The 22,184-nt window shown below is 55.6% G+C and carries 21 protein-coding genes; 15 read left to right on the forward strand and 6 right to left on the reverse strand.

The genetic code is table 11. The features are described from left to right. Window positions 1–58 precede the first annotated feature (58 nt). Window positions 59–2,491, reverse strand: coding sequence for a glycerol-3-phosphate 1-O-acyltransferase PlsB (gene plsB, locus ACMGGP_RS00145; RefSeq protein ID WP_022625215.1), 2,433 nt, complete (start codon window positions 2,489–2,491; stop codon window positions 59–61). Window positions 2,492–2,610: 119 nt separating this feature from the next. Between plsB and ACMGGP_RS00150 the strand changes: the two genes are divergently transcribed. From ACMGGP_RS00150 to ACMGGP_RS00165, 4 genes are all read left to right on the forward strand, one after another. Then, window positions 2,611–2,979 carry a diacylglycerol kinase gene (locus ACMGGP_RS00150; protein WP_010252234.1) on the forward strand — a complete coding sequence of 123 codons (369 nt, stop codon included), beginning with the start codon at window positions 2,611–2,613 and terminating at the stop codon, window positions 2,977–2,979. Between the two features lie 105 nt (window positions 2,980–3,084). Further along, on the forward strand, window positions 3,085–3,699 hold the full coding sequence (gene lexA, locus ACMGGP_RS00155; protein ID WP_010252231.1) for a transcriptional repressor LexA: 615 nt from the start codon (window positions 3,085–3,087) through the stop codon (window positions 3,697–3,699). 100 nt (window positions 3,700–3,799) lie between these two features. Next, the gene (gene dinF / locus ACMGGP_RS00160; protein ID WP_498798025.1) at window positions 3,800–5,122 is read left to right on the forward strand and encodes an MATE family efflux transporter DinF; all 1,323 of its coding nucleotides are present in this window, start codon (window positions 3,800–3,802) and stop codon (window positions 5,120–5,122) included. A 167-nt stretch (window positions 5,123–5,289) separates the two neighbouring features. Next, entirely contained in the window at window positions 5,290–5,502 is a 213-nt protein-coding gene (locus tag ACMGGP_RS00165; protein WP_010672212.1) for a CsbD family protein, read from the forward strand. A 73-nt stretch (window positions 5,503–5,575) separates the two neighbouring features. On the opposite strand, the gene zur is transcribed toward ACMGGP_RS00165, so the two are convergent. Further along, a complete protein-coding gene (gene zur / locus ACMGGP_RS00170; RefSeq protein WP_010252202.1) occupies window positions 5,576–6,097 on the reverse strand; it encodes a zinc uptake transcriptional repressor Zur in 522 nt (173 codons plus the stop codon). A gap of 449 nt (window positions 6,098–6,546) precedes the next feature. Between zur and ACMGGP_RS00175 the strand changes: the two genes are divergently transcribed. From ACMGGP_RS00175 to pspG, 3 genes are all read left to right on the forward strand, one after another. Continuing rightward, window positions 6,547–7,797 (forward strand): conjugal transfer protein TraF, encoded by a 1,251-nt coding sequence (locus tag ACMGGP_RS00175; protein WP_498798026.1) that lies wholly within the window; start codon window positions 6,547–6,549, stop codon window positions 7,795–7,797. 107 nt (window positions 7,798–7,904) lie between these two features. Then, window positions 7,905–8,897: a tRNA dihydrouridine(20/20a) synthase DusA gene (gene dusA / locus ACMGGP_RS00180; RefSeq protein WP_010252200.1), complete on the forward strand. Its 993-nt coding sequence runs from the start codon at window positions 7,905–7,907 to the stop codon at window positions 8,895–8,897. 179 nt (window positions 8,898–9,076) lie between these two features. Further along, complete coding sequence (gene pspG / locus ACMGGP_RS00185; protein WP_010252199.1) at window positions 9,077–9,343, forward strand: envelope stress response protein PspG; 267 nt, start codon at window positions 9,077–9,079, stop codon at window positions 9,341–9,343. A 210-nt stretch (window positions 9,344–9,553) separates the two neighbouring features. On the opposite strand, the gene ACMGGP_RS00190 is transcribed toward pspG, so the two are convergent. Then, the gene (locus ACMGGP_RS00190; protein WP_033770836.1) at window positions 9,554–10,537 is read right to left on the reverse strand and encodes a quinone oxidoreductase; all 984 of its coding nucleotides are present in this window, start codon (window positions 10,535–10,537) and stop codon (window positions 9,554–9,556) included. A gap of 96 nt (window positions 10,538–10,633) precedes the next feature. Between ACMGGP_RS00190 and dnaB the strand changes: the two genes are divergently transcribed. From dnaB to ACMGGP_RS00220, 6 genes are all read left to right on the forward strand, one after another. Next, the gene (dnaB, locus tag ACMGGP_RS00195) at window positions 10,634–12,040 is read left to right on the forward strand and encodes a replicative DNA helicase (RefSeq protein WP_010252197.1); all 1,407 of its coding nucleotides are present in this window, start codon (window positions 10,634–10,636) and stop codon (window positions 12,038–12,040) included. 130 nt (window positions 12,041–12,170) lie between these two features. Further along, entirely contained in the window at window positions 12,171–12,650 is a 480-nt protein-coding gene (locus ACMGGP_RS00200; RefSeq protein ID WP_010252196.1) for an Lrp/AsnC family transcriptional regulator, read from the forward strand. Window positions 12,651–12,890: 240 nt separating this feature from the next. Further along, window positions 12,891–13,505, forward strand: a complete 615-nt coding sequence (locus tag ACMGGP_RS00205) for a YitT family protein (protein WP_010672216.1) — start codon at window positions 12,891–12,893, stop codon at window positions 13,503–13,505. A 40-nt stretch (window positions 13,506–13,545) separates the two neighbouring features. After that, window positions 13,546–14,739, forward strand: coding sequence for an amino acid aminotransferase (locus ACMGGP_RS00210; RefSeq protein ID WP_498798707.1), 1,194 nt, complete (start codon window positions 13,546–13,548; stop codon window positions 14,737–14,739). A gap of 121 nt (window positions 14,740–14,860) precedes the next feature. After that, on the forward strand, window positions 14,861–15,280 hold the full coding sequence (locus ACMGGP_RS00215) for a secondary thiamine-phosphate synthase enzyme YjbQ (protein ID WP_187495787.1): 420 nt from the start codon (window positions 14,861–14,863) through the stop codon (window positions 15,278–15,280). Further along, window positions 15,280–15,603 carry an MmcQ/YjbR family DNA-binding protein gene (locus ACMGGP_RS00220; RefSeq protein ID WP_010252186.1) on the forward strand — a complete coding sequence of 108 codons (324 nt, stop codon included), beginning with the start codon at window positions 15,280–15,282 and terminating at the stop codon, window positions 15,601–15,603. Before ACMGGP_RS00215 ends, ACMGGP_RS00220 begins: the two co-directional genes overlap by 1 nt. A gap of 52 nt (window positions 15,604–15,655) precedes the next feature. Here ACMGGP_RS00220 and ACMGGP_RS00225 read toward each other — a convergent pair whose 3' ends face one another. Both ACMGGP_RS00225 and uvrA read right to left on the reverse strand, forming a co-directional pair. Beyond that, the gene (locus tag ACMGGP_RS00225) at window positions 15,656–16,720 is read right to left on the reverse strand and encodes an NAD(P)-dependent alcohol dehydrogenase (RefSeq protein ID WP_010252184.1); all 1,065 of its coding nucleotides are present in this window, start codon (window positions 16,718–16,720) and stop codon (window positions 15,656–15,658) included. A 233-nt stretch (window positions 16,721–16,953) separates the two neighbouring features. Further along, window positions 16,954–19,782, reverse strand: a complete 2,829-nt coding sequence (uvrA, locus tag ACMGGP_RS00230) for an excinuclease ABC subunit UvrA (protein WP_010252182.1) — start codon at window positions 19,780–19,782, stop codon at window positions 16,954–16,956. Between the two features lie 224 nt (window positions 19,783–20,006). Between uvrA and ssb1 the strand changes: the two genes are divergently transcribed. Continuing rightward, window positions 20,007–20,570: a single-stranded DNA-binding protein SSB1 gene (gene ssb1, locus ACMGGP_RS00235; protein WP_010252180.1), complete on the forward strand. Its 564-nt coding sequence runs from the start codon at window positions 20,007–20,009 to the stop codon at window positions 20,568–20,570. A 71-nt stretch (window positions 20,571–20,641) separates the two neighbouring features. On the opposite strand, the gene ACMGGP_RS00240 is transcribed toward ssb1, so the two are convergent. Then, window positions 20,642–21,163, reverse strand: coding sequence for an isochorismatase family protein (locus ACMGGP_RS00240; protein ID WP_033759724.1), 522 nt, complete (start codon window positions 21,161–21,163; stop codon window positions 20,642–20,644). A gap of 120 nt (window positions 21,164–21,283) precedes the next feature. Between ACMGGP_RS00240 and ACMGGP_RS00245 the strand changes: the two genes are divergently transcribed. Then, window positions 21,284–22,111, forward strand: a complete 828-nt coding sequence (locus ACMGGP_RS00245; protein ID WP_010252176.1) for an AraC family transcriptional regulator — start codon at window positions 21,284–21,286, stop codon at window positions 22,109–22,111. The last annotated feature ends 73 nt before the right edge of the window (window positions 22,112–22,184 follow it).

Genomic DNA, 22,184 nt, shown 5'->3' on the forward strand with positions numbered 1-22,184 from the left:
GATTCAGGCACAAAAAAGGCGACCTCATGAGGTCGCCTTTTTACTATGCGCGCTGGGGTCAGTCGTGCGCCACAGCGGTTTCAATCGTCATACGGACATCGCTGGTGACCAGGTCTGCCAGCATATGCCAGGTCGCCAGAGTCTGCGCAACATCGGCATCACCGCTGTCGCTGATATACCCTTCATCGCGCAGGGTCAGAACCAGTGAGGTAAAGACCGCTTTGTCGAAGAATTCCGGAGCATTGATACCGTGCAGCACCGACAGACGCTGTGCCAGCGTCCGGCTCTCTTTTTCCAGCGTGCCGCGGTTAATCGTCGGCTTGGCGCTGAGAATGGAGAACGTAATAGCATAGCGCTGCAGTGTTTCACGCACACCGGCGGCCAGCAGTTGCAGCGTGCGATAGCGCGCTGAGGAAAAGCGCAATTCGCCAGCTTCGAGCGTAATCAGGCCCTGACGCGCCAGCTCCTGACTCAGTTCGGTCAGCAGTTGCGGCAGCTCATCGGTCTGCCAGCGCAGGAACAGCTCACTCTTCAGCATCGGGTAGATCAGGCTCACCTGACGCAGCAGTTCTGCTTCGCTCAGCGTCTGATGTTGCTGAACAATGGCGGCAATCAGCGACGGCATCACCAGCATATGATGAATATTGTTGCGATAGTAGGTCATCAGCACCGCCTGCTCACGCGGCAGAATGATGATGTCGCCAATGCTATCCTTTTCACTCTCAAACTTATTCATACCCATGGCGTGATCCAGCAGCGCTTCCGCTGAAAGATCGGGTACGGTCGCATTTGGCGAGTAAGGCACGTTGCGCAGCAACTGGGTATAGCACTCCAGTTGTTCAATCAGCTGTTCACGGGTTAGTGAGCGCTGACGTGACGCCAGCAGGGCGGTGACACAGAGGTTCATGGCGTTAGCCGCGCCCGCTTCATTGATACGCACCATCAGGCTGGCAGCAATATCGTTGACGGTTGGGGTTAACCAGCTGGGACGCTGTGGCTCAATCGGATCGATGGCATCGCGCCATTCCGGCACCCGCTTATTGAGATAGTTGACCAGCGGCAGGGGTTCGCCAAAGTTCACGTAACCCTGACCGAGATTGCGCAGCTTGCGTAAGCCGCGCACCATCTGCATGAAGCCCTCTTTCTCTTTCGCCGCGCCGCGCAGCTCTTTAGCGTAAGTGCCCACTTCCATCACGTGCTCATAGCCGATATAGATCGGCACCAGCGTGATGGGGCGATTTCCGCCGCGCAGCATCGCCTGCAGCGTCATGGCTAAGGTGCCCGTTTTAGGGTCCAGCAGGCGACCGGTTCGTGAACGGCCACCTTCGACAAAGTACTCAACCGAATAGCCGCGGGTGAATAGCTCGCCGAGATATTCGCGGAATACCGTGGCGTAGAGCTTGTTGCCTTTAAAGGTACGACGAATAAAGAAAGCGCCCAGGCGACGGAAAATCGGGCCGGCTGGCCAGAAGTTGAGATTGATACCGGCTGCGATGTGCGGCGGCACCAGACCCTGATGATAGAGCACATAGGAGAGCAGCAGATAATCCATGTGGCTGCGATGGCACGGCACATAGACAATCTCGTGGCCATCCTGCGCCAGCTGGCGAACTTTTTCTCCGCCATTGACGTTGATGCCCTGATAGAGCCGACTCCAGAGCCAGCCCATCACGCGGTCAGTTACGCGGATGGCTTCATAGGAGAAGTTTGCCGCAATCTCCTCCATCATCTCGACGGCATTCTGCTGCGCTTTCTCATGGGAGATTTTTTTGCTGCGAGCTTCATCTTCTACTGCTTTTTCAATCGCTTTGGATTGCAGCAGACGAGTAAACAGATCCTGACGCGCCGGCAAGCGCGGGCCAATCGCCGCCAGCCGCTGGCGGGCAAAATGAATGCGCGCCACACGAGCCAGCTTCTGGGCGATCGACTGATCCGTACCGTGTTCAGTTGCCATGCGGCGCAGCGACACCGTCGGCGAGAAGCGGACAAAACTGTCGCGCCCGTGCCAGATCACCGCAAAAAACTTCTGCACCCCGTTCAGCACCCGCAGGTGTGGCGTTGCTTCGCCCTGGACTTCACGTCCTGGTGCGCGGCCAAACATCACCGTGACCGGCAGCATCTGAATATCCAGCTTAGGGTTATTGCGATGCAGGTCCAGGTAATCGTGAAAAATTTTCACGGATTCAACGCTGGGCACAAAATAGGGGAAGACGCGAGGGCCATTGTGGATAAAGACGTGGCGCGGCAGCAGAGAACCATCAATCTCCAGCGGAGTGAGCGGGTCGGGCAGATGATGCCGCAGACACTGTGCGCGTAAAGTCAGTAAGTCGGCCTTCGAATCGTAAGGCAAAACATACATAATAGGTCGGGTCGGATCCAGACCATGTTCAGACACGGGATCGGCCGGAATGGCCTTACTTTTTACCAAAAACGACAGTGGTAAATTAAGCAGTTTGTAATAGAGTTTACGCCAACCTGACATAGACAACATGAAGCCTCTTGTTAGCAAAGCGCCGCAAGCATACCAGAAAGCGCAGCGAAGATCTGTGGTGGTGCCAATTGCACGCAGCCCAGACATTGACGTCAATCCGATGAAAGGGTTCCCACATCATGGCAAATAATGCCACCGGACTTATCAGAATAGTAAAAGCTGCAGGTTACTCATGGCAGGGACTGCGTGCCGCCTGGCAACATGAAGCGGCGTTTCGGCAGGAAGCGCTGGCTGCGCTGGCCGCTATTGTTATCGCGTGCTGGCTGGATGTCGATGTGGTCTCCCGCATCCTCATGATTGGGGCGGTGGTGCTGGTGGTCATTGTTGAAATCCTCAATAGCGCCATTGAAGCAGTGGTCGACCGCATCGGTCAGGAGCATCATCCGCTGGCGGGCCGGGCAAAAGACATGGGCTCGGCGGCGGTGCTGATCAGCATCTTACTGGCACTCTTCGTCTGGATCGCGCTGCTCTGGACACATTTGCGATAAGCCTTCCATAACGCGTCTGAGGGCGCGTTTTCCCTGACAATCGGTTTCCATTTCACCAATACCTGTATATACTCACAGCGACTGTATAAACAACCAGGGGGCGGGATGAAAGCATTAACCAGCAGGCAGCAGCAGGTCTATGACCTGATTCGCGACCATATTTCTTCAACGGGCATGCCGCCTACGCGTGCCGAGATCGCCGCGCAGCTGGGCTTCCGTTCGCCGAACGCGGCAGAAGAGCATCTGAAAGCGCTGGCGCGCAAAGGCGTCATCGAGATCGTTTCCGGTGCATCGCGCGGCATTCGACTGTTAATGGAAGAAGAAGCCTCAGAAGGGCTACCGCTGATTGGCCGGGTTGCTGCCGGTGAGCCGATCATGGCGCAGGAACATATCGAAACCCACTACAAGGTCGATCCGGGCCTGTTTAAGCCGTCTGCTGACTTCCTGCTGCGCGTCAGCGGAATGTCGATGAAAGATATCGGGATTATGGATGGCGACCTGCTCGCGGTGCATAAAACCCAGGATGTGCGTAACGGCCAGGTTGTGGTTGCCCGCATTGATGATGAAGTCACCGTTAAGCGCTGGAAAAAGCAGGGTGCTATCGTGCATCTGCTGCCGGAAAACAGCGATTTTGACCCGATTGTTGTCGATACCCGTGCGCAGTCACTGACCATAGAAGGTCTGGCTGTTGGCGTGGTGCGCAACGGCGAGTGGCTCTGATTCTTCTGCCAGCGTGCATTCGCCTTCTCTGATGCTATTCTGTCTGCCCTAATTTTGTCGCTGCCTCTTTTGCGCAGCGACACTGAGCACGGAACGGCGAATGCGCTTTATTACGGCAACCGATAAAAATCTCTGGCGGCTTGCGCTGCCGATGATCCTTTCAAATATCACCGTTCCCTTACTGGGAGTGGTCGATACTGCAGTAATTGGTCATCTCGACAGCCCTGTCTATCTTGGCGGGGTTGCGGTCGGGACTACAGTGACCAGCTTCCTCTTTATGCTGCTGCTTTTCCTTCGAATGAGTACCACTGGCCTTACGGCGCAGGCATTTGGCGCGGGCGATAAAATGGCGCTGGCACGCGCGCTGACTCAGCCGCTGATCATTGCGCTGCTGGCGGGCGTACTGTTCATCGCTTTGCGTTATCCGATTATTCAGCTGTCGACCCATCTGGTTGGCGGCAATCCAGATGTACTCGAACAGGCGGCACTGTTTATTCAGATTCGCTGGCTCAGTGCGCCTGCCACGCTGGCAAACCTGGTCATTCTGGGCTGGCTGCTGGGCGTGCAGTATGCACGCGCGCCGGTGATCCTGCTGGTCGTGGGCAACCTGGTTAACATCGTGCTCGATCTCTGGCTGGTGATGGGGCTGCACTGGGGGGTCGCGGGGGCGGCAACCGCCACGGCGCTGGCGGAATACATTACGCTGGGTGTCGGCAGCATCATGGTCTGGCGGGTGTTAAAACTGCGCGGAATTACGCTTAGCCTGCTGAAGCAGAGCTGGCGCGGTGACAGCGGCCGACTGCTGCGACTGAACCGGGACATCATGCTGCGATCTCTGATGCTGCAGCTCTGTTTCGCCTCGCTGACCGTACTGGGTGCCCGGCTGGGTCCGGATGTAGTAGCGGTTAACGCAGTATTACTGATGTTCATCACTTTTACTGCCTACGCGCTGGATGGCTTTGCCTATGCGGTTGAAGTTTTTGCGGGTGAGGCGCATGGTGCAAAAGATGGCAGCAAGCTCCTGCGCGTCTGGCACTCTGCCTGTCGGCAGGCGGTGGTGGTGGCGCTGTTCTTTTCGCTGATCTATGCCATTTTTGGCCCGCAGATCGTTACCCTGCTGACCTCTCTTCAGTCACTCCAGCAGACAGCGGACCGCTATCTGGTCTGGCAGATGATTATGCCGCTGATCGGTGTCTGGTGTTATCTGCTGGATGGCATGTTCATCGGGGCGACGCGCGGGCGTGAGATGCGTAACAGCATGGTAGTTGCCGCAGCAGGCTATTTTCTGACGCTGCTTAGCGTACCGGTACTGGGTAACCATGGTCTTTGGCTGGCAGTCACAGTTTTCCTGGCGCTGCGCGGCCTGTCGCTGTGGCTCATCTGGCGTAAGCACTGGCGTCAGAACAGCTGGTTTGATGCCTGAGTCAGCCGTGGCTGCACGCAAGCCGATACGGATTATTCTGTATTATTCCACGGTTAATAAATTGGCTACTACAATTAACTCTATGCAGCGCAGTTAACCAGCGCTTTGTATCGTTATTTTGTTAAGTAGCAAGATAATCATTAAAACCCGAGGATTGGAGGTCTGCCATGAATAAAGACGAAGCAAGCGGCAACTGGAAGCAGTTCAAAGGCAAAATGAAAGAGAAATGGGGCAAGCTGACCGACGATGATATGCAGGTTATCGAAGGTAAACGCGATCAGCTGGTCGGTAAAATCCAGGAGCGTTACGGCTCTACCAAAGATGAAGCCGAGCGCGAAGTAACCGCCTGGGAAGGTCAGAACAAAGATCACCGCTGGTAATCAGACAATAGGTTGATAATCAGCTGAATGCGTTCCGGTGGGCCCTCACCGGAACAGCACAAGGATGTGCCGATTACCCGCGTTTCCCCCGCTTTTTACCCTCATCCTGATGGTCATGCTCGCAGCTTTCATGGTGCGTACAGGCTTCAACCGCAGCACAATTTTCACATAAACCATGCGCTTCAATCACGCTGTGGCGTAATGCAAACTGCGCTTCACCTGCCAGACCAGCAATAATCTTCTCTACGCCCTGCGCCTGTTTCTCTGTAACGGCGGCACAGCGGTCACAGACCAGCATCACCGATGTATGTGCTGGTGCCTCAAAATGATGACACATGACGTAGCTGTTGTTGGATTCCACCCGATGAATGAAACCCTGCTCCAGCAGGAAATCGAGCGCCCGGTAAACCGTGGGAGGCTTGGCCTGCGGCTCGCTGACCCGGAGTTGATCCAGCAGATCGTAGGCGCTGATCGAGCCAGGCTGCTCGGCCATCAGGCGCAACACTTCAGCACGCTGCGAAGTCAGACGCACACCGCGCTGCAGGCACATCTTTTCGGCCTGAATCAAAATTTGCTGCGACGTCATGTTTGTCATGAAAATTCTCCGCTGGATAAGTGATGTTATTTTATCACACATAGTTTCGCGGCGCTGAGGTTGGTTTTCGTCTGAAAAACAGCATCATTTGCCTGATAAAGCAGCAGAATCAGAATTTAAGCCGTCTTCTATCTCAAATCTGACGACAAATCAGATCCATTCCGAATCAACCTGAAGCGGAATTTGTTGGCATTTTGCTTTGCATCTCACTGAGTTAAGAAGTAATGTTCAGAAAGACTTAAGAAAAGTCTGGCATTATTTGAAATATCCCAATGCAGTTTGAACAATTACAACGGTTTTTTGATTGGAAAACGTCCAATCCTTTGAATTAAGACACTGTTTCCTTTGAATTCACAGCAATAACGCGTTAGCCAGGGTTCACAATAGGGCTAACAAACTATTCAGTCATTGAATGTTTCAATGGCAATTTCTCAGGTGATGGCAGGCAAATGGTGAAAAAATCCGCTCAACGTTCAGCGCTAATCTACACAGCTGTAACGACCGCGCTTTTCCTTTCTTCTTCCGCCATGGCGGCAGGGACCTGGTATGATGCACGTAATGACGCCATGGGCGGCACCGGCGTAGCATCTTCTCTTTATGGCTCCGCAGTGCTGGCGAACCCGGCATTAATGACGCGTGCCAAACCCGACGATAGCGTCAGCATTATTTTCCCTTCAGCCGGTATTCAGGTCACCGACAAAGATCATCTGATCGACAAAGTGGATGACATCACCGATACCGTTGATCGCTACCGCGACGTGCTCAGTAATTTAACCTTCGCTGATTATCTGCGTGGCTATCCTGAAGTGCGCGCCGCCTCAGGCGATGTCGCCAACCAGCTAAGTGATTTACGCGGCAACAAAGCGGACGGTAACGCCGGGGTTGCCCTGGCCGTCACTATCCCTGACGAGACGCTGCCTTTCGCCTTTATCACCAAAGCCTATGGCTCAGCGCACGTGCGTGCCAATGTGGTCCAGAGCGATATCGACTATCTGCGCGGTGTGGCTAACGGCACAGTGCTTCCTCGTCCTGGCGATCAAAATAACCTGCGCTCCAGCGCGAATGGCTTGGCGGCGCTGGTCACCGATTATGGTGTTGCAGTGGCGCATGAGTTCACCATCGCTGGTCAGCCAGTATCGGTAGGCGTCACACCGAAAGTGCAGAAAACCTGGCTCTATAACTACACCGCCAGCATTTACAACTACGACAAAAGTGACATCAATAACAGCCAGTATCGCAGCACCGACACCGGCTTTAACGTTGATGCCGGTCTGGCGACCACCTTTGCTGAAAACTGGACGCTGGGTGTAACCGGACAGAACCTGGTTTCTCGCGATCTGCAGACCAAAGAGGTCAATGGTTTCCGCGACACCTACCAGATTCGCCCGCTGGTCACCACCGGTCTGGCCTGGGATAAAGGTCCGTTTACCGTGACGGGCGATGTGGATCTGACTGAAACCAAACGCTTCAAAACTCAGGATAACAGCCAGTATGCGGCAGTGGGCGCGGAATACCGCGTACTTGACTGGCTGCAGCTGCGTGCAGGTTATCGTGCGGACATGCGTTCTAATGACGAAAATGTCGCTACGGCCGGTTTTGGTCTGTCACCGTTTAACAAAGCCGTCCATCTGGATCTGGCGGGCTCTGTAGGTGCTAACAACACCTGGGGCGCGATGATGCAGCTGGGCTTTAACTTCTAAGCGCGTTATTCAGACTGTTCGGGGGCGGGCGATGCACTATCGCCCGCCCTTGTGTTATCCTTGCACAGAATTCCATCACCCCTTAATTACCGGATTGTCTGCGCTTCATGCCTAATTTCTCTTCGCAACGTTTCTCTATCGCCCCTATGCTCGACTGGACCGATCGTCACTGTCGCTATTTTCATCGCCAGTTGACCGGTGACACGCTGCTCTACACCGAAATGGTGACCACGGGTGCAATCATTCATGGCAAAGGGGATTACCTGGCTTACAGTGAGGCTGAGCATCCGGTCGCGTTGCAGCTTGGCGGTAGCGATCCGGCGGCACTGGCGCAGTGCGCGAAGCTGGCAGAGCAGCGCGGCTACGATGAAGTGAATCTTAATGTCGGCTGTCCCTCTGATCGGGTGCAGAATGGCCGTTTCGGCGCCTGCCTGATGGCCGAGGCGAATCTGGTCGCAGATGCCGTTAAAGCGATGCGCGACGTGGTTTCAATTCCGGTCACGGTGAAAACCCGCATTGGTATCGATGAGCTGGACAGCTATGAATTCCTGACCGATTTTATCGGCACCGTGGCGGGACGCGGTGAGTGTGAGACATTTATCATTCATGCGCGTAAAGCCTGGCTCTCCGGCCTCAGCCCGAAAGAGAACCGCGAGATTCCACCGCTGGACTATCCCCGCGTCTATCAGCTGAAACGCGATTTTCCGCAACTGACCATCGCCCTCAATGGCGGCGTGAAAACCCTGGAAGAGGCACTGACCCATCTGCAACACCTTGACGGCGTGATGATGGGACGTGAAGCCTACCAAAACCCCGGCATTCTGGCGCAGGTCGATCAGACATTGTTTGGTCGTCAGCATCCGGCGGCGAACCCGGTTGAAGTGGTGCGCGCCATGTATCCCTATATTGAAGCGGAACTGGCAAAGGGGACGTATCTGGGACATGTCACGCGCCATATGCTGGGTCTGTTCCAGGGGATTCCGGGCGCCCGCCAGTGGCGACGCCACCTGAGTGAAAATGCCCACAAACCCGGTGCCGATGTCCGTGTGCTGGAGGCGGCGCTTGCGCTGGTCGCCGATAAAATCCCGCAGGAAGCCTGACGCCTCATCTGAACCCGAAAAAACCAGCTCTGTTTGCTGGTTTTTTTACGCCACTATGTGGTTTTTCTCACCAGGTTGCGCTCTTCTGTTTATCTCTTATCAGAATAAAATCAATGAGTTAACTGTTGGCACGTTTTTTGTAATAGCTATAACAATCAATCTCAAAAAGGAGCGCTGACGTGGAAATTTTATTCGTATTAGGGTTTTTCCTGATGCTGTTGCTGACCGGCGTTTCGCTGTTAGGCGTGCTGGCGGCACTGGTGGTCGCAACCATCGTGATGTTTGTCGGTGGACTGTTTGCAATTGTTATTAAAGTGTTGCCGTGGCTGGTGCTGGCGGTGATTGCGGTCTGGCTGCATCGTGCCTTTTTTGGCGACAGCGATGAGCGAGCACGTCGCAAGCTGCGGCGTAAGATCAACAGGTTAGACCGCAAAGGCTGGCGCTAAATGCGGTGAAGATCACAGTGTGAGAGATTGGTCGGGGCTGATCTGCAATTAAACATATTTTTTACTTATGTTTTCTGGCAGGATGCCTGTCGTCAAATCGATGTGCCATCGACTCGACACTAATTCATCGCCGCTGTCCCTACACCAGCGCGAACAAAAAATAAAAAAAGAGAAGGGCTTCCCGCGGGAGGCCCTTTTTGTTGCTCACTACTATGGAATTAAGAGACAGGATCCCTGCGTGGCGCGGCTCTCCAGCATCTGGTGCGCTTTGCTGGCCTCTTTCAGCGCAAACTTCTGCTGCTCCGGCACATCAACTTTAATTGCGCCACTCGCCAGCAGCGAGAAAAGCTCGGCACTGGCGGTTTCCAGCTCCTGGCGGTTGGTGATATAGCCAAACAGTGAAGGGCGGGTCACAAACAGCGAGCCTTTCTTATTCAGAATGCCGAGATCAATCCCGGTCACCGGACCCGAAGCATTGCCAAAACTGACCATCAGCCCATGACGGCGCAATGAGTCCAGCGATGCTTCCCAGGTATCTTTGCCCACTGAGTCATAAACTACGCCCACTTTTTTCCCGTCGGTCAGTTCGCTGACGCGTTGCGCAATATTCTCTTCGCGGTAGTTAACCGTCGCCCAGGCGCCGGCCTTTTTCGCCATCGCTGCCTTTTCTGCTGACCCGACTGTGCCAATCAAATGGGCACCCAGCGCTTTTGCCCACTGACAGGCAATTAACCCGACGCCGCCCGCTGCGGCATGAAACAGGAAGGTCTCACCGGCGCTGATTTTATAGGTCTGGCGCAGCAGATATTGTGTGGTCAGCCCTTTCAGGTAGCTGGCTGCGCCCTGCTCAAAGCTGATCGCCTCCGGGAGATGCATCAGGCGATCTTCCGCCACGTTGTGCACTTCGCTATAGGCCCCCATCGACGCCAGACAGTAGACCACGCGATCGCCGGGCTTAAATAATGTCACGCCACGTCCAACCCGCGACACCACGCCTGCGGCTTCTGTACCCAGGCCAGAGGGAAAAGCGGCGACCGGATAAAGCCCGCTGCGAACATAGGTATCGATGTAATTAATCCCGATAGCGCGATGTTCTACCTGCACTTCATGTTCGGCCGGGTCAGCAGGTTCAAAATCTGTCCACTCTAAAACGTCCGGGCCGCCATGTGCGCTGAACTGAATACGCTTTGCCATTCTGACTCCTGTGATTGTTTCATCATGAGGGTGAGGCACGCACCCCAACTAAGGTATACTTGCGCGTCCCCACAGAAGATCGGTAATGCATTCACTATGGCAGGAAATAAACCCACCAACAAATCGAACGAAACGCAGGATCGCCAGCTCGCAGGCGTGAAAATGCCCCCGCATTCGCTGGAAGCGGAGCAGTCGGTGCTCGGTGGGTTAATGCTGGATAACGAGCGCTGGGACAATGTCTCTGAGCGCGTCGTCGCGAATGATTTTTTCAACCGCTCGCATCGGCTGATTTTTTCAGAGATGCAGCGGCTGCTGGAAAACAGCAAACCTATTGACCTGATTACGCTCTCCGAATCGCTGGAAACCCGTGGCGAACTGGAGATGGCGGGCGGCTTCGCCTATCTGGCGGAACTGGCGAAAAACACCCCGAGCGCGGCGAACATCGGCGCCTATGCTGACATCGTGCGCGAACGCGCGGTGGTGCGTGAGATGATCGCCGTCGCTAACCAGATTGCAGATGCCGGTTATGATCCGCAGGGGCGTAACAGCGAAGAGCTGCTCGACTTCGCGGAGTCGAACGTCTTTAAAATTGCGGAAGCGCGCGCGGATAAGGATGCTGGCCCGAAAAACATTGAGCAGATTCTGGAATCGACCGTTTCCCGTATCGAATCGCTCTATCAGACACCGCACGATGGCGTCACCGGCGTCGATACCGGCTATCAGGATCTGAATAAAAAGACCGCGGGCCTGCAGGGTTCTGATCTGATTATTGTCGCAGCACGTCCTTCGATGGGTAAAACCACCTTTGCGATGAACCTGTGCGAAAACGCCGCCATGCTGCAGGAAAAACCAGTGCTGATCTTCAGTCTGGAGATGCCCAGCGAGCAGATCATGATGCGTATGCTGGCGTCACTCTCCCGCGTCGATCAGACCCGCATTCGTACCGGGCAGCTGGATGATGAGGACTGGGCGCGTATTTCCGGCACCATGGGCATCCTGCTGGAGAAGAAGAACATGTACATTGATGACTCTTCCGGCCTGACGCCCACCGAAGTGCGTTCGCGCGCCCGGCGTATCTACCGTGAAAACGGTGGATTAAGCATGATCATGATCGACTATTTGCAGCTGATGCGCGTGCCGTCGCTGTCGGACAACCGTACGCTGGAAATTGCTGAGATCTCCCGCTCGCTGAAAGCGCTGGCCAAAGAGTTGAACGTGCCGGTTGTGGCGCTGTCGCAGCTTAACCGCTCGCTGGAGCAGCGAGCCGATAAACGTCCGGTCAACTCGGATCTGCGTGAATCGGGCTCGATCGAGCAGGATGCGGATTTGATCATGTTTATCTATCGCGATGAGGTTTACCACGAAAACAGCGATCTTAAAGGGATCGCGGAGATCATTCTGGGTAAACAGCGTAACGGCCCGATCGGTACGGTACGCCTGACCTTTAACGGTCAGTGGTCACGCTTCGACAACTACGCTGGCCCGCAATACGACGACGAATGATCCCCGGTTTGTGCTGTCATGCACGATCTGTGCATGACAGCCCCCATCATCACAAAATAGTGTTGGACAACCTCTCGGGTTATCGGGTTATCTGTAACAAAGCGACGCCTGGCACCGATGTGGAAACGGAATGACTCACGTAGACGATTACGACCTTAAAATCCTGACTTTATTACAATCCAACGGCCGTCTGACCAATCAGGAACTCAGCGATCTGGTCGGCCTTTCCGCCTCACAATGTTCCCGCCGTCGTATCAATTTGGAACAGGCTAATCTGATCCTGGGTTATCATGCCCGGCTGTCGCCCGATGCCATCGGGCTTGGTATGGTGGGATTGATTGAGGTGCGCTTAATTAACCACACCGCAGAATATGTCGAGAGCTTTCACCGGATGGTGGAGCAGGAGCAGGCGATCGTGGATGCCTATAAAACCACCGGCGATGCGGACTATCTGCTTAAAGTGGCGGTGGCCGATCTCAATTCCCTTAGTGCGTTAATCAGCCAGTTAGTCGCGGGCCACCAGAGCGTTTCCCATGTGAAAACCTCGGTAGTGCTGGGACGCATGAAAGAGAACGGGCTGATGATGCTGCCTGAGCAGAAGACGCGCTAAAAAGGTGCGCGCTGTGCGATTTTGGTGCACACTTGCGGCAATTAATGCGAAGAGTGTGCATAGAAACGGACTTTAACGCATAGGTTGACGGTATCAGCCGGCATTTATGCACAAAGTTCTGTTTTAAAGCGCCTTAGATATCAATGGGATATCGCTGGCACCCGGTTTACAGCAGTTCAGTGCTGTGGCGATGGTGCGTTTTTTGCATCGAAACCGCATCATTTGCCCTGAGAAAACCCCATGGATAACATCGCAGAACCCTCCCGCGTCCCGCATTCGCGCATTGAAGATGCGCTGGCGATGGTGCTTGGCACCCTGATGGTCTCGTTCGGCGTCATTATGCTGAAACAGGCGGGGGCGCTGACCGGCAGCACCGCAGGCATCGCCTTTCTGATCAGCTACCTGTCGCCGCTTTCGTTCGGCAGCGCGTTCTTCCTGATCAATATCCCTTTTTACTGGCTGGCGGTAAAACGCATGGGCTGGGAATTTACGCTGAAAACCTTCTGCGCCGTCGGTCTGGTGTCGCTGTTTACCCAGCTGCACCCGCTGTTCGTCCACTTTTCTGACCTTAACCCCTTCTATGCGACACTGTTCGGTAACGTCATCATGGGAATCGGGTTTATAGTGTTATTTCGTCATAAGGCGAGCCTGGGCGGCATCAATATTCTGGCGCTGTGGCTACAGGATCGCTTTGGGATCCGCGCGGGGAAGCTGCAAATGGTGGTCGATACCTGCGTCGTGCTGGCGTCACTGTTTGTGGTGAGTGGCCCCATCCTGCTCGCGTCGATTGCGGGTGCGGTGATCCTGAATCTGATTATTGCAATGAACCACCGTCCGGGACGCTATCGGGTTTAATCCGCATCTTCCCTCTGGACCAATCATGGAGACCTACACCGTGTTTCAAAACGTTGATGCCTATGCTGGCGATCCGATTCTGTCGTTGATGGAAGCCTTCAAACAAGACCCACGCGAACACAAAGTTAACCTGAGTATCGGCCTCTATTACGACGAAAAGGGCATCATCCCGCAGCTGAAGGCTGTAGCCGCTGCCGAAGAGCAGATCTATGCTGAGCCGCATCAGGCATCGCTCTATCTGCCAATGGAAGGGCTGAACAGCTACCGTAGTGCGATTGCACCGCTGCTGTTTGGTGCCGATCATCCGGTGTTAAACGCGGGCCGTATCGCCTCTATTCAGACGCTGGGCGGTTCTGGCGCGCTGAAAGTGGGCGCGGATTTCCTTAAGGGCTACTTCCCGCAGTCTGCGGTCTGGGTCAGCGATCCGACCTGGGAGAACCACGTCGCGATTTTTAATGGTGCAGGTTTTGAGGTAAATACCTATCCCTGGTATGACGCAGAGACCCACGGCGTGCGGTTTGATGCCTTTATCAGCACCCTGAAAACCCTGCCAGCGCAGAGCGTCGTGCTGCTGCATCCCTGCTGTCATAACCCGACCGGTGCTGACCTGACTGATGCGCAGTGGGATCAGACCGTTGAGGTGCTGAAAGCACAGCAGCTGATTCCTTTCCTGGATATCGCCTATCAGGGCTTTGGTGCCGGCATGCAGCAGGATGCCTATGCGCTGCGCGCGGTCGCGGCGGCGGGCCTGCCAGCCCTGGTGAGCAACTCCTTCTCCAAAATTTTCTCGCTCTATGGCGAGCGCGTGGGCGGTCTCTCTATCGTCTGTGACAGCGCCGAAGAGTCAGCGCGTGTGCTGGGCCAGTTAAAAGCCACGGTTCGCCGCAACTACTCCAGCCCGCCGAATTTCGGTGCGCAGGTTGTCGCGCGCGTACTCAACGATGACGAGTTGAAAGCCAGCTGGCTGGCTGAAGTGGAAGCGATGCGCTTACGCATTCTGGACATGCGTCAGTCGCTGGTGGACGTGCTGAGCACCGCTCTGCCAGGTAACAACTTCGACTACCTGCTGAAGCAGCGTGGCATGTTCAGCTACACCGGCCTGAGTGCACAGCAGGTCGATCGTCTGCGCAACGAATTTGGCATCTATCTGGTGGGCAGCGGCCGCATGTGTGTGGCCGGTCTGAACAGCAAAAATGTGCATCAGGTGGCTGAAGCGTTTGCTGCCGTGATGTAACGGCCGCCAGGCTGTAAAAAAAACCGCCAGGGTGCTCTCTGGCGGTTTTTTTATGGGTCAGGGTTTACCTTTCGGCGACATGCTGCACACTTAAACGGGGTAACCGTTTCAGGAATAAGCTATGTGGCATCAACAAACTATTACGCTGAGCGCGAAGCCGCGCGGGTTTCATCTGGTCACCGATGAGATCGTGAACTCGCTCTCCGGACTGCGTGATATCAAAACCGGTGTGCTGCATCTGCTGTTGCAGCACACTTCGGCGTCGTTAACCTTAAATGAGAATTGCGACCCGACGGTGCGCAGCGACATGGAGCAGCATTTCATGCGGCACGTGCCGGAGAATGCGCCTTATCAGCACGATTACGAAGGGCGTGATGATATGCCGGCGCACATCAAATCGTCGATCTTAGGGGTTTCGTTGTTATTACCGGTTCAGCGGGGACGTCTGGTGCTGGGCACCTGGCAGGGTATCTGGCTGGGCGAGCATCGCATTGAGGGCGGTGCCAGGCGGATTGTCGCCACTTTACAAGGGGAATCGTAATGAATAACTCAGACTTACTGACCTATTGCATGAGTAAGCCGGGCGCGGAGCAGAGCGTCCACAGTGACTGGAAAGCCACGCAGATTAAAAGCAACGGCGTGCTGTTTGCGATGGTACATGAGGCGAAAGGGCGGCCAGCGGTCTCGCTGAAATCGACGCCTGCGCTGGCCGAATTACTGCGCGAAGAGCATAGCGATATTATTCCCAGCGAGCATCTGAACAAGTCACACTGGAGCACGCTGTTCCTGGACGGTTCGCTGAAAGATTCGCAGATCTACTATCTGGTCGATGCCTCATTCCAGCAGGTTGCAACGGCCCGCTAAACGGCAATAAAAAACCCTCTTACCTGAGCAAGAGGGTTTCAGAGGCAGCGGGTTACGCGGCAGGCTGTTCGCGCAGGGTATTGATGTCGATAACGAAGCGGTATTTCACATCGCTTTTCAGCATGCGCTCATAGGCTTCATTGATCTGGTCCATCGCGATCAGTTCAATGTCTGACGTAATGCCGTGCTCACCACAGAAATCGAGCATCTCCTGGGTCTCTGCGATACCGCCGATCAGTGAACCGGCGATGCTGCGACGCTTGAAGATCAGGTTAAATACCTGTGGTGCCGGGTGATCGTGCTCCGGTGCACCCACCAGCGTCATGTTGCCATCCAGCTTCAGCAGGGTGATGAAGGGGTTGAGATCGTGCTGAGCCGCCACGGTATTCAGAATGAAGTCGAAGCTGTTGGCGTGCTGCGCCATCTGCTCCGCATCTTTGGAGATCACGACTTCATCGGCACCCAGACGTTTGCCATCTTCAATTTTGGAAGGCGAGGTGGTGAACAGCACCACATGTGCGCCCATGGCATGGGCGATTTTCACGCCCATATGGCCCAGGCCGCCTAAGCCTACGATACCCACTTTCTTGCCCGGGCCGACATTCCAGTGGCGCAGCGGCGAGTAAGTGGTGATACCGGCACACAGCAGCGGTGCCACGCCCGCCAGCTCGAGGTTCTCGGGAATGCGCAGCACAAAGCTCTCATCAACCACCATCGACGTTGAGTAACCGCCGTAGGTAATGGCGCCGGTTTCACGATCTTCACCGTTATAGGTGCCAACAAAGCCGTTTTCACAATACTGTTCCAGACCCTGCTGACAGCTCGGACAGCTGCGGCACGAATCGACCATGCAGCCTACGCCGACCAGATCGCCGACTTTGTATTTCTGCGTCTGCGGGCCAACGGCCGTGACGCGACCGACAATTTCATGACCCGGAACCACGGGAAAAATGGTGTTTTTCCACTCATTACGGGCCTGATGCAGGTCTGAGTGGCAAACGCCACAGAACAGCACCTCAAGCTGAACGTCATGGGCGCGCAGCTCACGCGGCTTAAAATCGAACGGTGCCAGTTTGGATTTTGCATCCTGAGCAGCATACGCATGCGTAATATTCATGGTGTCTCCAGTTTCGATGTGTCGTGAGTGTTATTCGATGAAGTGCAGCAGCGTTGATGTGCTGCGAAAACAGGGCGACGCCAGGGGCGTGCCAAAGAGGAACCGCTTAAGGATAGTCAGCGTGGGGAAAAGCGTATACGCCTATACATGTCTGAATCTTGCCTGATTCTGCAATTTTCTGGCTGAATCGACAGGGGAGAGTAAAAGGCCCGCACGCGGCGGGCCTGACAGAATTACTTCTGTAACAGTGGCTTCAGGAAGCGCGCGGTATGTGATTTCTCACACTCCGCCACGGTTTCTGGCGTACCAGCCACCAGGATTTCACCGCCGCCGCTGCCGCCTTCCGGACCCAGGTCGACAATCCAGTCTGCAGTTTTGACCACATCCAGGTTGTGCTCAATCACCACGATGGTGTTGCCCTGATCGCGCAGCTTATGCAGCACTTCCAGCAGCTGCTGGATATCGGCAAAGTGCAGGCCGGTGGTCGGCTCATCCAGAATGTAGAGTGTCTGACCGGTGCCACGCTTCGACAGCTCACGCGCCAGCTTCACGCGCTGGGCTTCACCGCCGGAAAGAGTGGTCGCGGACTGACCGAGGCGGATGTAGGTGAGACCCACATCGATCAGCGTCTGCAACTTACGCGCCAGCGCCGGCACCGCATCGAAGAACTCACGTGCCTCTTCGATGGTCATTTCCAGCACTTCGTGAATGCTCTTGCCTTTGTACTTCACTTCCAGCGTTTCACGGTTATAGCGTTTGCCTTTGCACTGATCGCACGGCACATAAATGTCCGGCAGGAAGTGCATTTCGACTTTCAGCACGCCATCGCCCTGACAGGCTTCACAGCGTCCGCCACGCACGTTAAAGCTGAAGCGGCCCGGATTGTAGCCGCGCGAACGCGCTTCCGGCACGCCCGCAAACAGTTCACGCACCGGAGTGAAGATGCCGGTGTAGGTGGCCGGGTTGGAGCGCGGTGTACGACCAATCGGGCTCTGGTCGATGTCGATTACTTTGTCGAAGTGCTCCAGTCCCGCCACGTCACGGTAAGGTGCCGGTTCGGCGATGGTCGCGCCGTTCAGTGCCCGCTGGGCAATCGGGAAGAGCGTATCGTTGATCAGGGTCGATTTACCCGAGCCGGAAACACCGGTAATACAGGTGAACAGCCCGACCGGCAGCGTCAGCGTGACATCCTTGAGGTTGTTGCCGCGTGCGCCAGTAATCTTCAGGACTTTGGCCGGGTCGCCTTTGACGCGCTCCTCTGGCACTGCAATGCCACGCTTGCCGCTCAGGAACTGGCCGGTCAGTGACGCTTCCTGCGCCATGATCTGATCAACCGTGCCTTCAGCCACCACCTGGCCGCCATGTACGCCCGCACCCGGACCGATATCGATCACATGGTCAGCGGCACGAATCGCATCTTCATCATGCTCAACCACGATCACCGTGTTACCGAGGTCGCGCAGATGAATCAGGGTGCCGAGCAGGCGTTCGTTGTCGCGCTGGTGCAGGCCGATTGAAGGCTCATCCAGCACATACATCACGCCGACCAGACCGGCACCGATCTGGCTGGCCAGACGGATACGCTGTGCTTCACCACCGGACAGGGTCTCGGCGGAACGCGACATCGAAAGATAGTTCAGGCCGACGTTGACCAGGAAGCTCAGGCGATCGCCAATCTCTTTCAAAATTTTCTCGGCGATCTGCGCACGCTGGCCGCTGAGTTTCATGTTTTCAAAGAAGGACATCGCATGGCCGATGCTCATCTCAGAGATGGTCGGCAGCGTGGTGTTCTCCACGAAGACATGACGCGCTTCACGACGCAGACGGGTTCCTTCACAGCTGGCACAGGCGCGGTTGCTGATAAATTTCGCCAGCTCTTCGCGTACCGCTGAAGACTCGGTCTCTTTATAGCGGCGCTCCATGTTATTGAGTACGCCTTCAAACGGATGACGGCGTACCGAGGTGTCGCCGCGATCGTTGATGTACTTGAATTCGATGCTCTCTTTGCCTGATCCGTACAGAATCACTTTCTGTACGTTTTCTGGCAGGCTGCCGAACGACGCTTCGATATCAAAATCGAGGTGTTCCGCCAGCGAACGCAGCATCTGGAAGTAGTAGAAATTGCGGCGATCCCAGCCGCGGATTGCACCGCCCGCCAGCGAGAGTTCAGGATTCTGCACCACGCGGTCAGGATCAAAATATTGCTGTACGCCAAGGCCGTCACAGGTCGGACAGGCGCCCGCCGGGTTGTTAAACGAGAACAGGCGCGGCTCCAGCTCGCTCATGCTGTAACCACAGATCGGGCAGGCGAAGTTAGCCGAGAAGAGCAGCTCTTCTGCGGCGCTGTCATCCATGTCCGCCACGATGGCCGTCCCGCCGGAGAGCTCCAGCGTGGTCTCAAACGATTCCGCCAGGCGGGTCGCGAGATCTTCACGCACTTTAAAGCGGTCAATCACCACTTCAATGGTGTGCTTCTTCTGCAGCTCGAGTTTTGGCGGATCGGAGAGGTCACACACTTCGCCATCAATACGCGCACGGATATAACCTTGCGTCGCCAGATTCTCCAGCGTTTTGGTGTGCTCACCCTTACGATCTTTCACCACCGGCGCCAGCAGCATCAGGCGACGGCCTTCCGGCTGGGAGAGCACCTGATCGACCATCTGGCTGACGGTCTGCGCCGCCAGCGGCACATCATGATCCGGGCAGCGCGGTTCGCCAACGCGGGCAAACAGCAGACGCAGGTAATCATGGATCTCGGTGATGGTTCCCACGGTCGAGCGTGGGTTGTGCGAGGTGGATTTTTGTTCAATGGAAATGGCGGGCGACAAACCTTCGATATGATCGACGTCCGGCTTCTCCATTAACGAAAGAAACTGGCGCGCATACGCAGAGAGCGACTCCACATAGCGGCGCTGACCTTCCGCATACAGCGTATCAAACGCCAGTGAGGATTTACCGGAACCTGACAGGCCGGTTACCACAATGAGTTTGTCGCGTGGGATGGTCAGGTTGATGTTTTTCAAATTATGGGTGCGGGCACCACGAACTTCGATCTTATCCATTCACCTTTCCCGGATTAGCAGCACTCACCGCGCCTTGCCGACACGGCCAGAATAAACGTGTCATTATGGCACAAAAAATAGACTGAATAAATATCCAGTACTCTTAGCCTCTGGCGCGCAGAGTATTAAAACTGGAACCCCGCTCGAAAGTGGGAAACAGACCGCAGGACGTGTTAGAATTGATAGATTAGACTGTATGCATTAACTCATCGGGAGACAGCAACATGGCCAGTCGTGGCGTTAACAAAGTGATTCTTGTCGGGAATCTGGGTCAGGATCCGGAAGTACGTTATATGCCAAATGGTGGCGCTGTTGCCAACATTACGCTGGCTACGTCGGAAAGCTGGCGCGACAAGCAGACCGGTGAAAACAAAGAGATCACTGAGTGGCACCGTGTGGTGCTGTTTGGCAAACTGGCTGAAGTCGCGGGTGAATACCTGAAAAAAGGGTCGCAGGTCTATATCGAAGGCCAGCTGCGCACCCGTAAATGGCAGGATCAGGGTGGCCAGGAACGTTACACCACCGAAGTCGTGGTTAACGTTGGTGGTACCATGCAGATGCTGGGTGGCCGTCAGCAGGGCGGTAATGCCGGTGCAGGCGCTCCAGCCGGTGGTGGCGCGCAGGGCGGTGGCAACAACAATGGCTGGGGTCAGCCGCAGCAGCCGCAGGGCAACAATAACCAGTTCAGTGGTGGCGCGCAGTCCCGTCCGCAGCCGCAGCCACAGAGCGCGCCGGCCAGCAACAACAACGAACCACCAATGGATTTCGACGACGATATTCCGTTCTGATTCCGTTGGCCAGAGAGTACAAAAAAAGCCCGCTTTGCGGGCTTTTTTTATGCGCGGCGTCTGGCGGCCAGCTACGACCATTCCGCCAGAATCGCCTCCGTGCTCAGCACACGTGGCACGTTGCCGGGGATCAGCAGTGAGGCCCACACATCATTGTGCTGGTTAATCAGTGCTTCGGCGCTGACCCAGCGGCGATCTGCCGTGGTGTGCGCATCGGCGGCAACGGTAATCGCATAGCCCGCACTGGCACCGACTTTTATTGTGGTATCCAGGCAGTAGTCAGTGGCACAACCGCACACCACAAATTCCTCTACCGCCAGCCTCTTTAACAGCGTGGCCAGGTCGGTGTGCCAGAAGCTGTCGCAGGCAGTTTTGGTCACATAGTGTGCGCCAGCAGGCTGAGCGATTTCTGGCAGCAGCTCGAAAGCCGCATTACCCTCGCACATCTCGCCTTCGCGGTGCTGGATAAATATTGTGATATCGGCGCGTTCGGTCAGCCGGTTAATCTGTGCAATCCTTCCCGCTGTGTCGAAGCGTGGCGTGCTGAAGACGCCATTCTGCATATCAATGACCACGACTACCCGCTGTGCCATGCTTAATCCCATCTGGTTTGAAAAAAGCAGTGTTACCTGAGGCATTGCGGAAAGCAATCTTTTGCATTTTCCCCCCTGTCACAGGCATGCTAAACCGACTGGTTAAATAAGGAGAGAGAAGTGGAAGGTGTTCCGGCGAGTTTTCCCTGTGAGAAAGACCGCGCCCGGTTTCAGCAACTCGCCGAGCTGCCCGGTGTGGAACTCTATCAGGCCCACATCTCCCGCTACGCATTTGAACCCCATACCCATGAAGCCTTTGGTATCGGCACCATTGAAGCGGGCGCGCAACGCTTTCGCTACCGCGGCACCGAATATACTGCGCCGGAGAACTCGCTGGTCATGATGAATCCGGATGAGCTGCATACCGGTGAGTCAGCGTGTGAAGAGGGCTGGCGCTACCAGATGATCTACATTCAGCCGCAGCTGATGGATGAACTGACCGGCGATCGCGGCTGGTGGTTCAACGAGGCGCTGTTGACCGATCCGCGCGTGGCGCGGCCGCTCTCCCGCACGCTGGCGACACTCTGGCAGGCGGAATCACCTCTGGCGCGCCAGAGCCTGCTGGCTGAACTGCTGTTGCAGATTCGTCCGCTGGCACGCATGTCCTCACAGGGCAGACCGGATGCACGGCATCGTTTTGATCAGGTAAGAGATTTTCTGCGCGCAAACCTCGCAGAACCGGTGCGGCTGGATGAGCTGGCGGCGCTGGCCTCGCTTTCGCCGTGGCACTTCTTACGCGCCTTTCGTCAGCACTATCACGTTACGCCGCATCAGATGCTGATGGCTTTCCGGCTTTACGACGCCAAGCAAAGGCTGGCACAGGGTGAAGCGGCTGCCAGCGTTGCGGCGGCGGTGGGATTAACCGATCAGGCCCATCTGACCCGCGCCTTTGCAAACCGTTATGGCATCACGCCGGGCCGCTATCAAAAGCAGGTGCGCCAGCCCTGATACCACCGCAATCTGCTACAAGCATTCCCCGCCCGAACCCGCCACACTGAACGAAAAAGCTATATAAGGAAGA

It is taken from the genome of Curtobacterium sp. BNK-1, from assembly GCF_048685235.1.
GTDB classification, from domain to species: domain Bacteria; phylum Pseudomonadota; class Gammaproteobacteria; order Enterobacterales; family Enterobacteriaceae; genus Pantoea; species Pantoea agglomerans.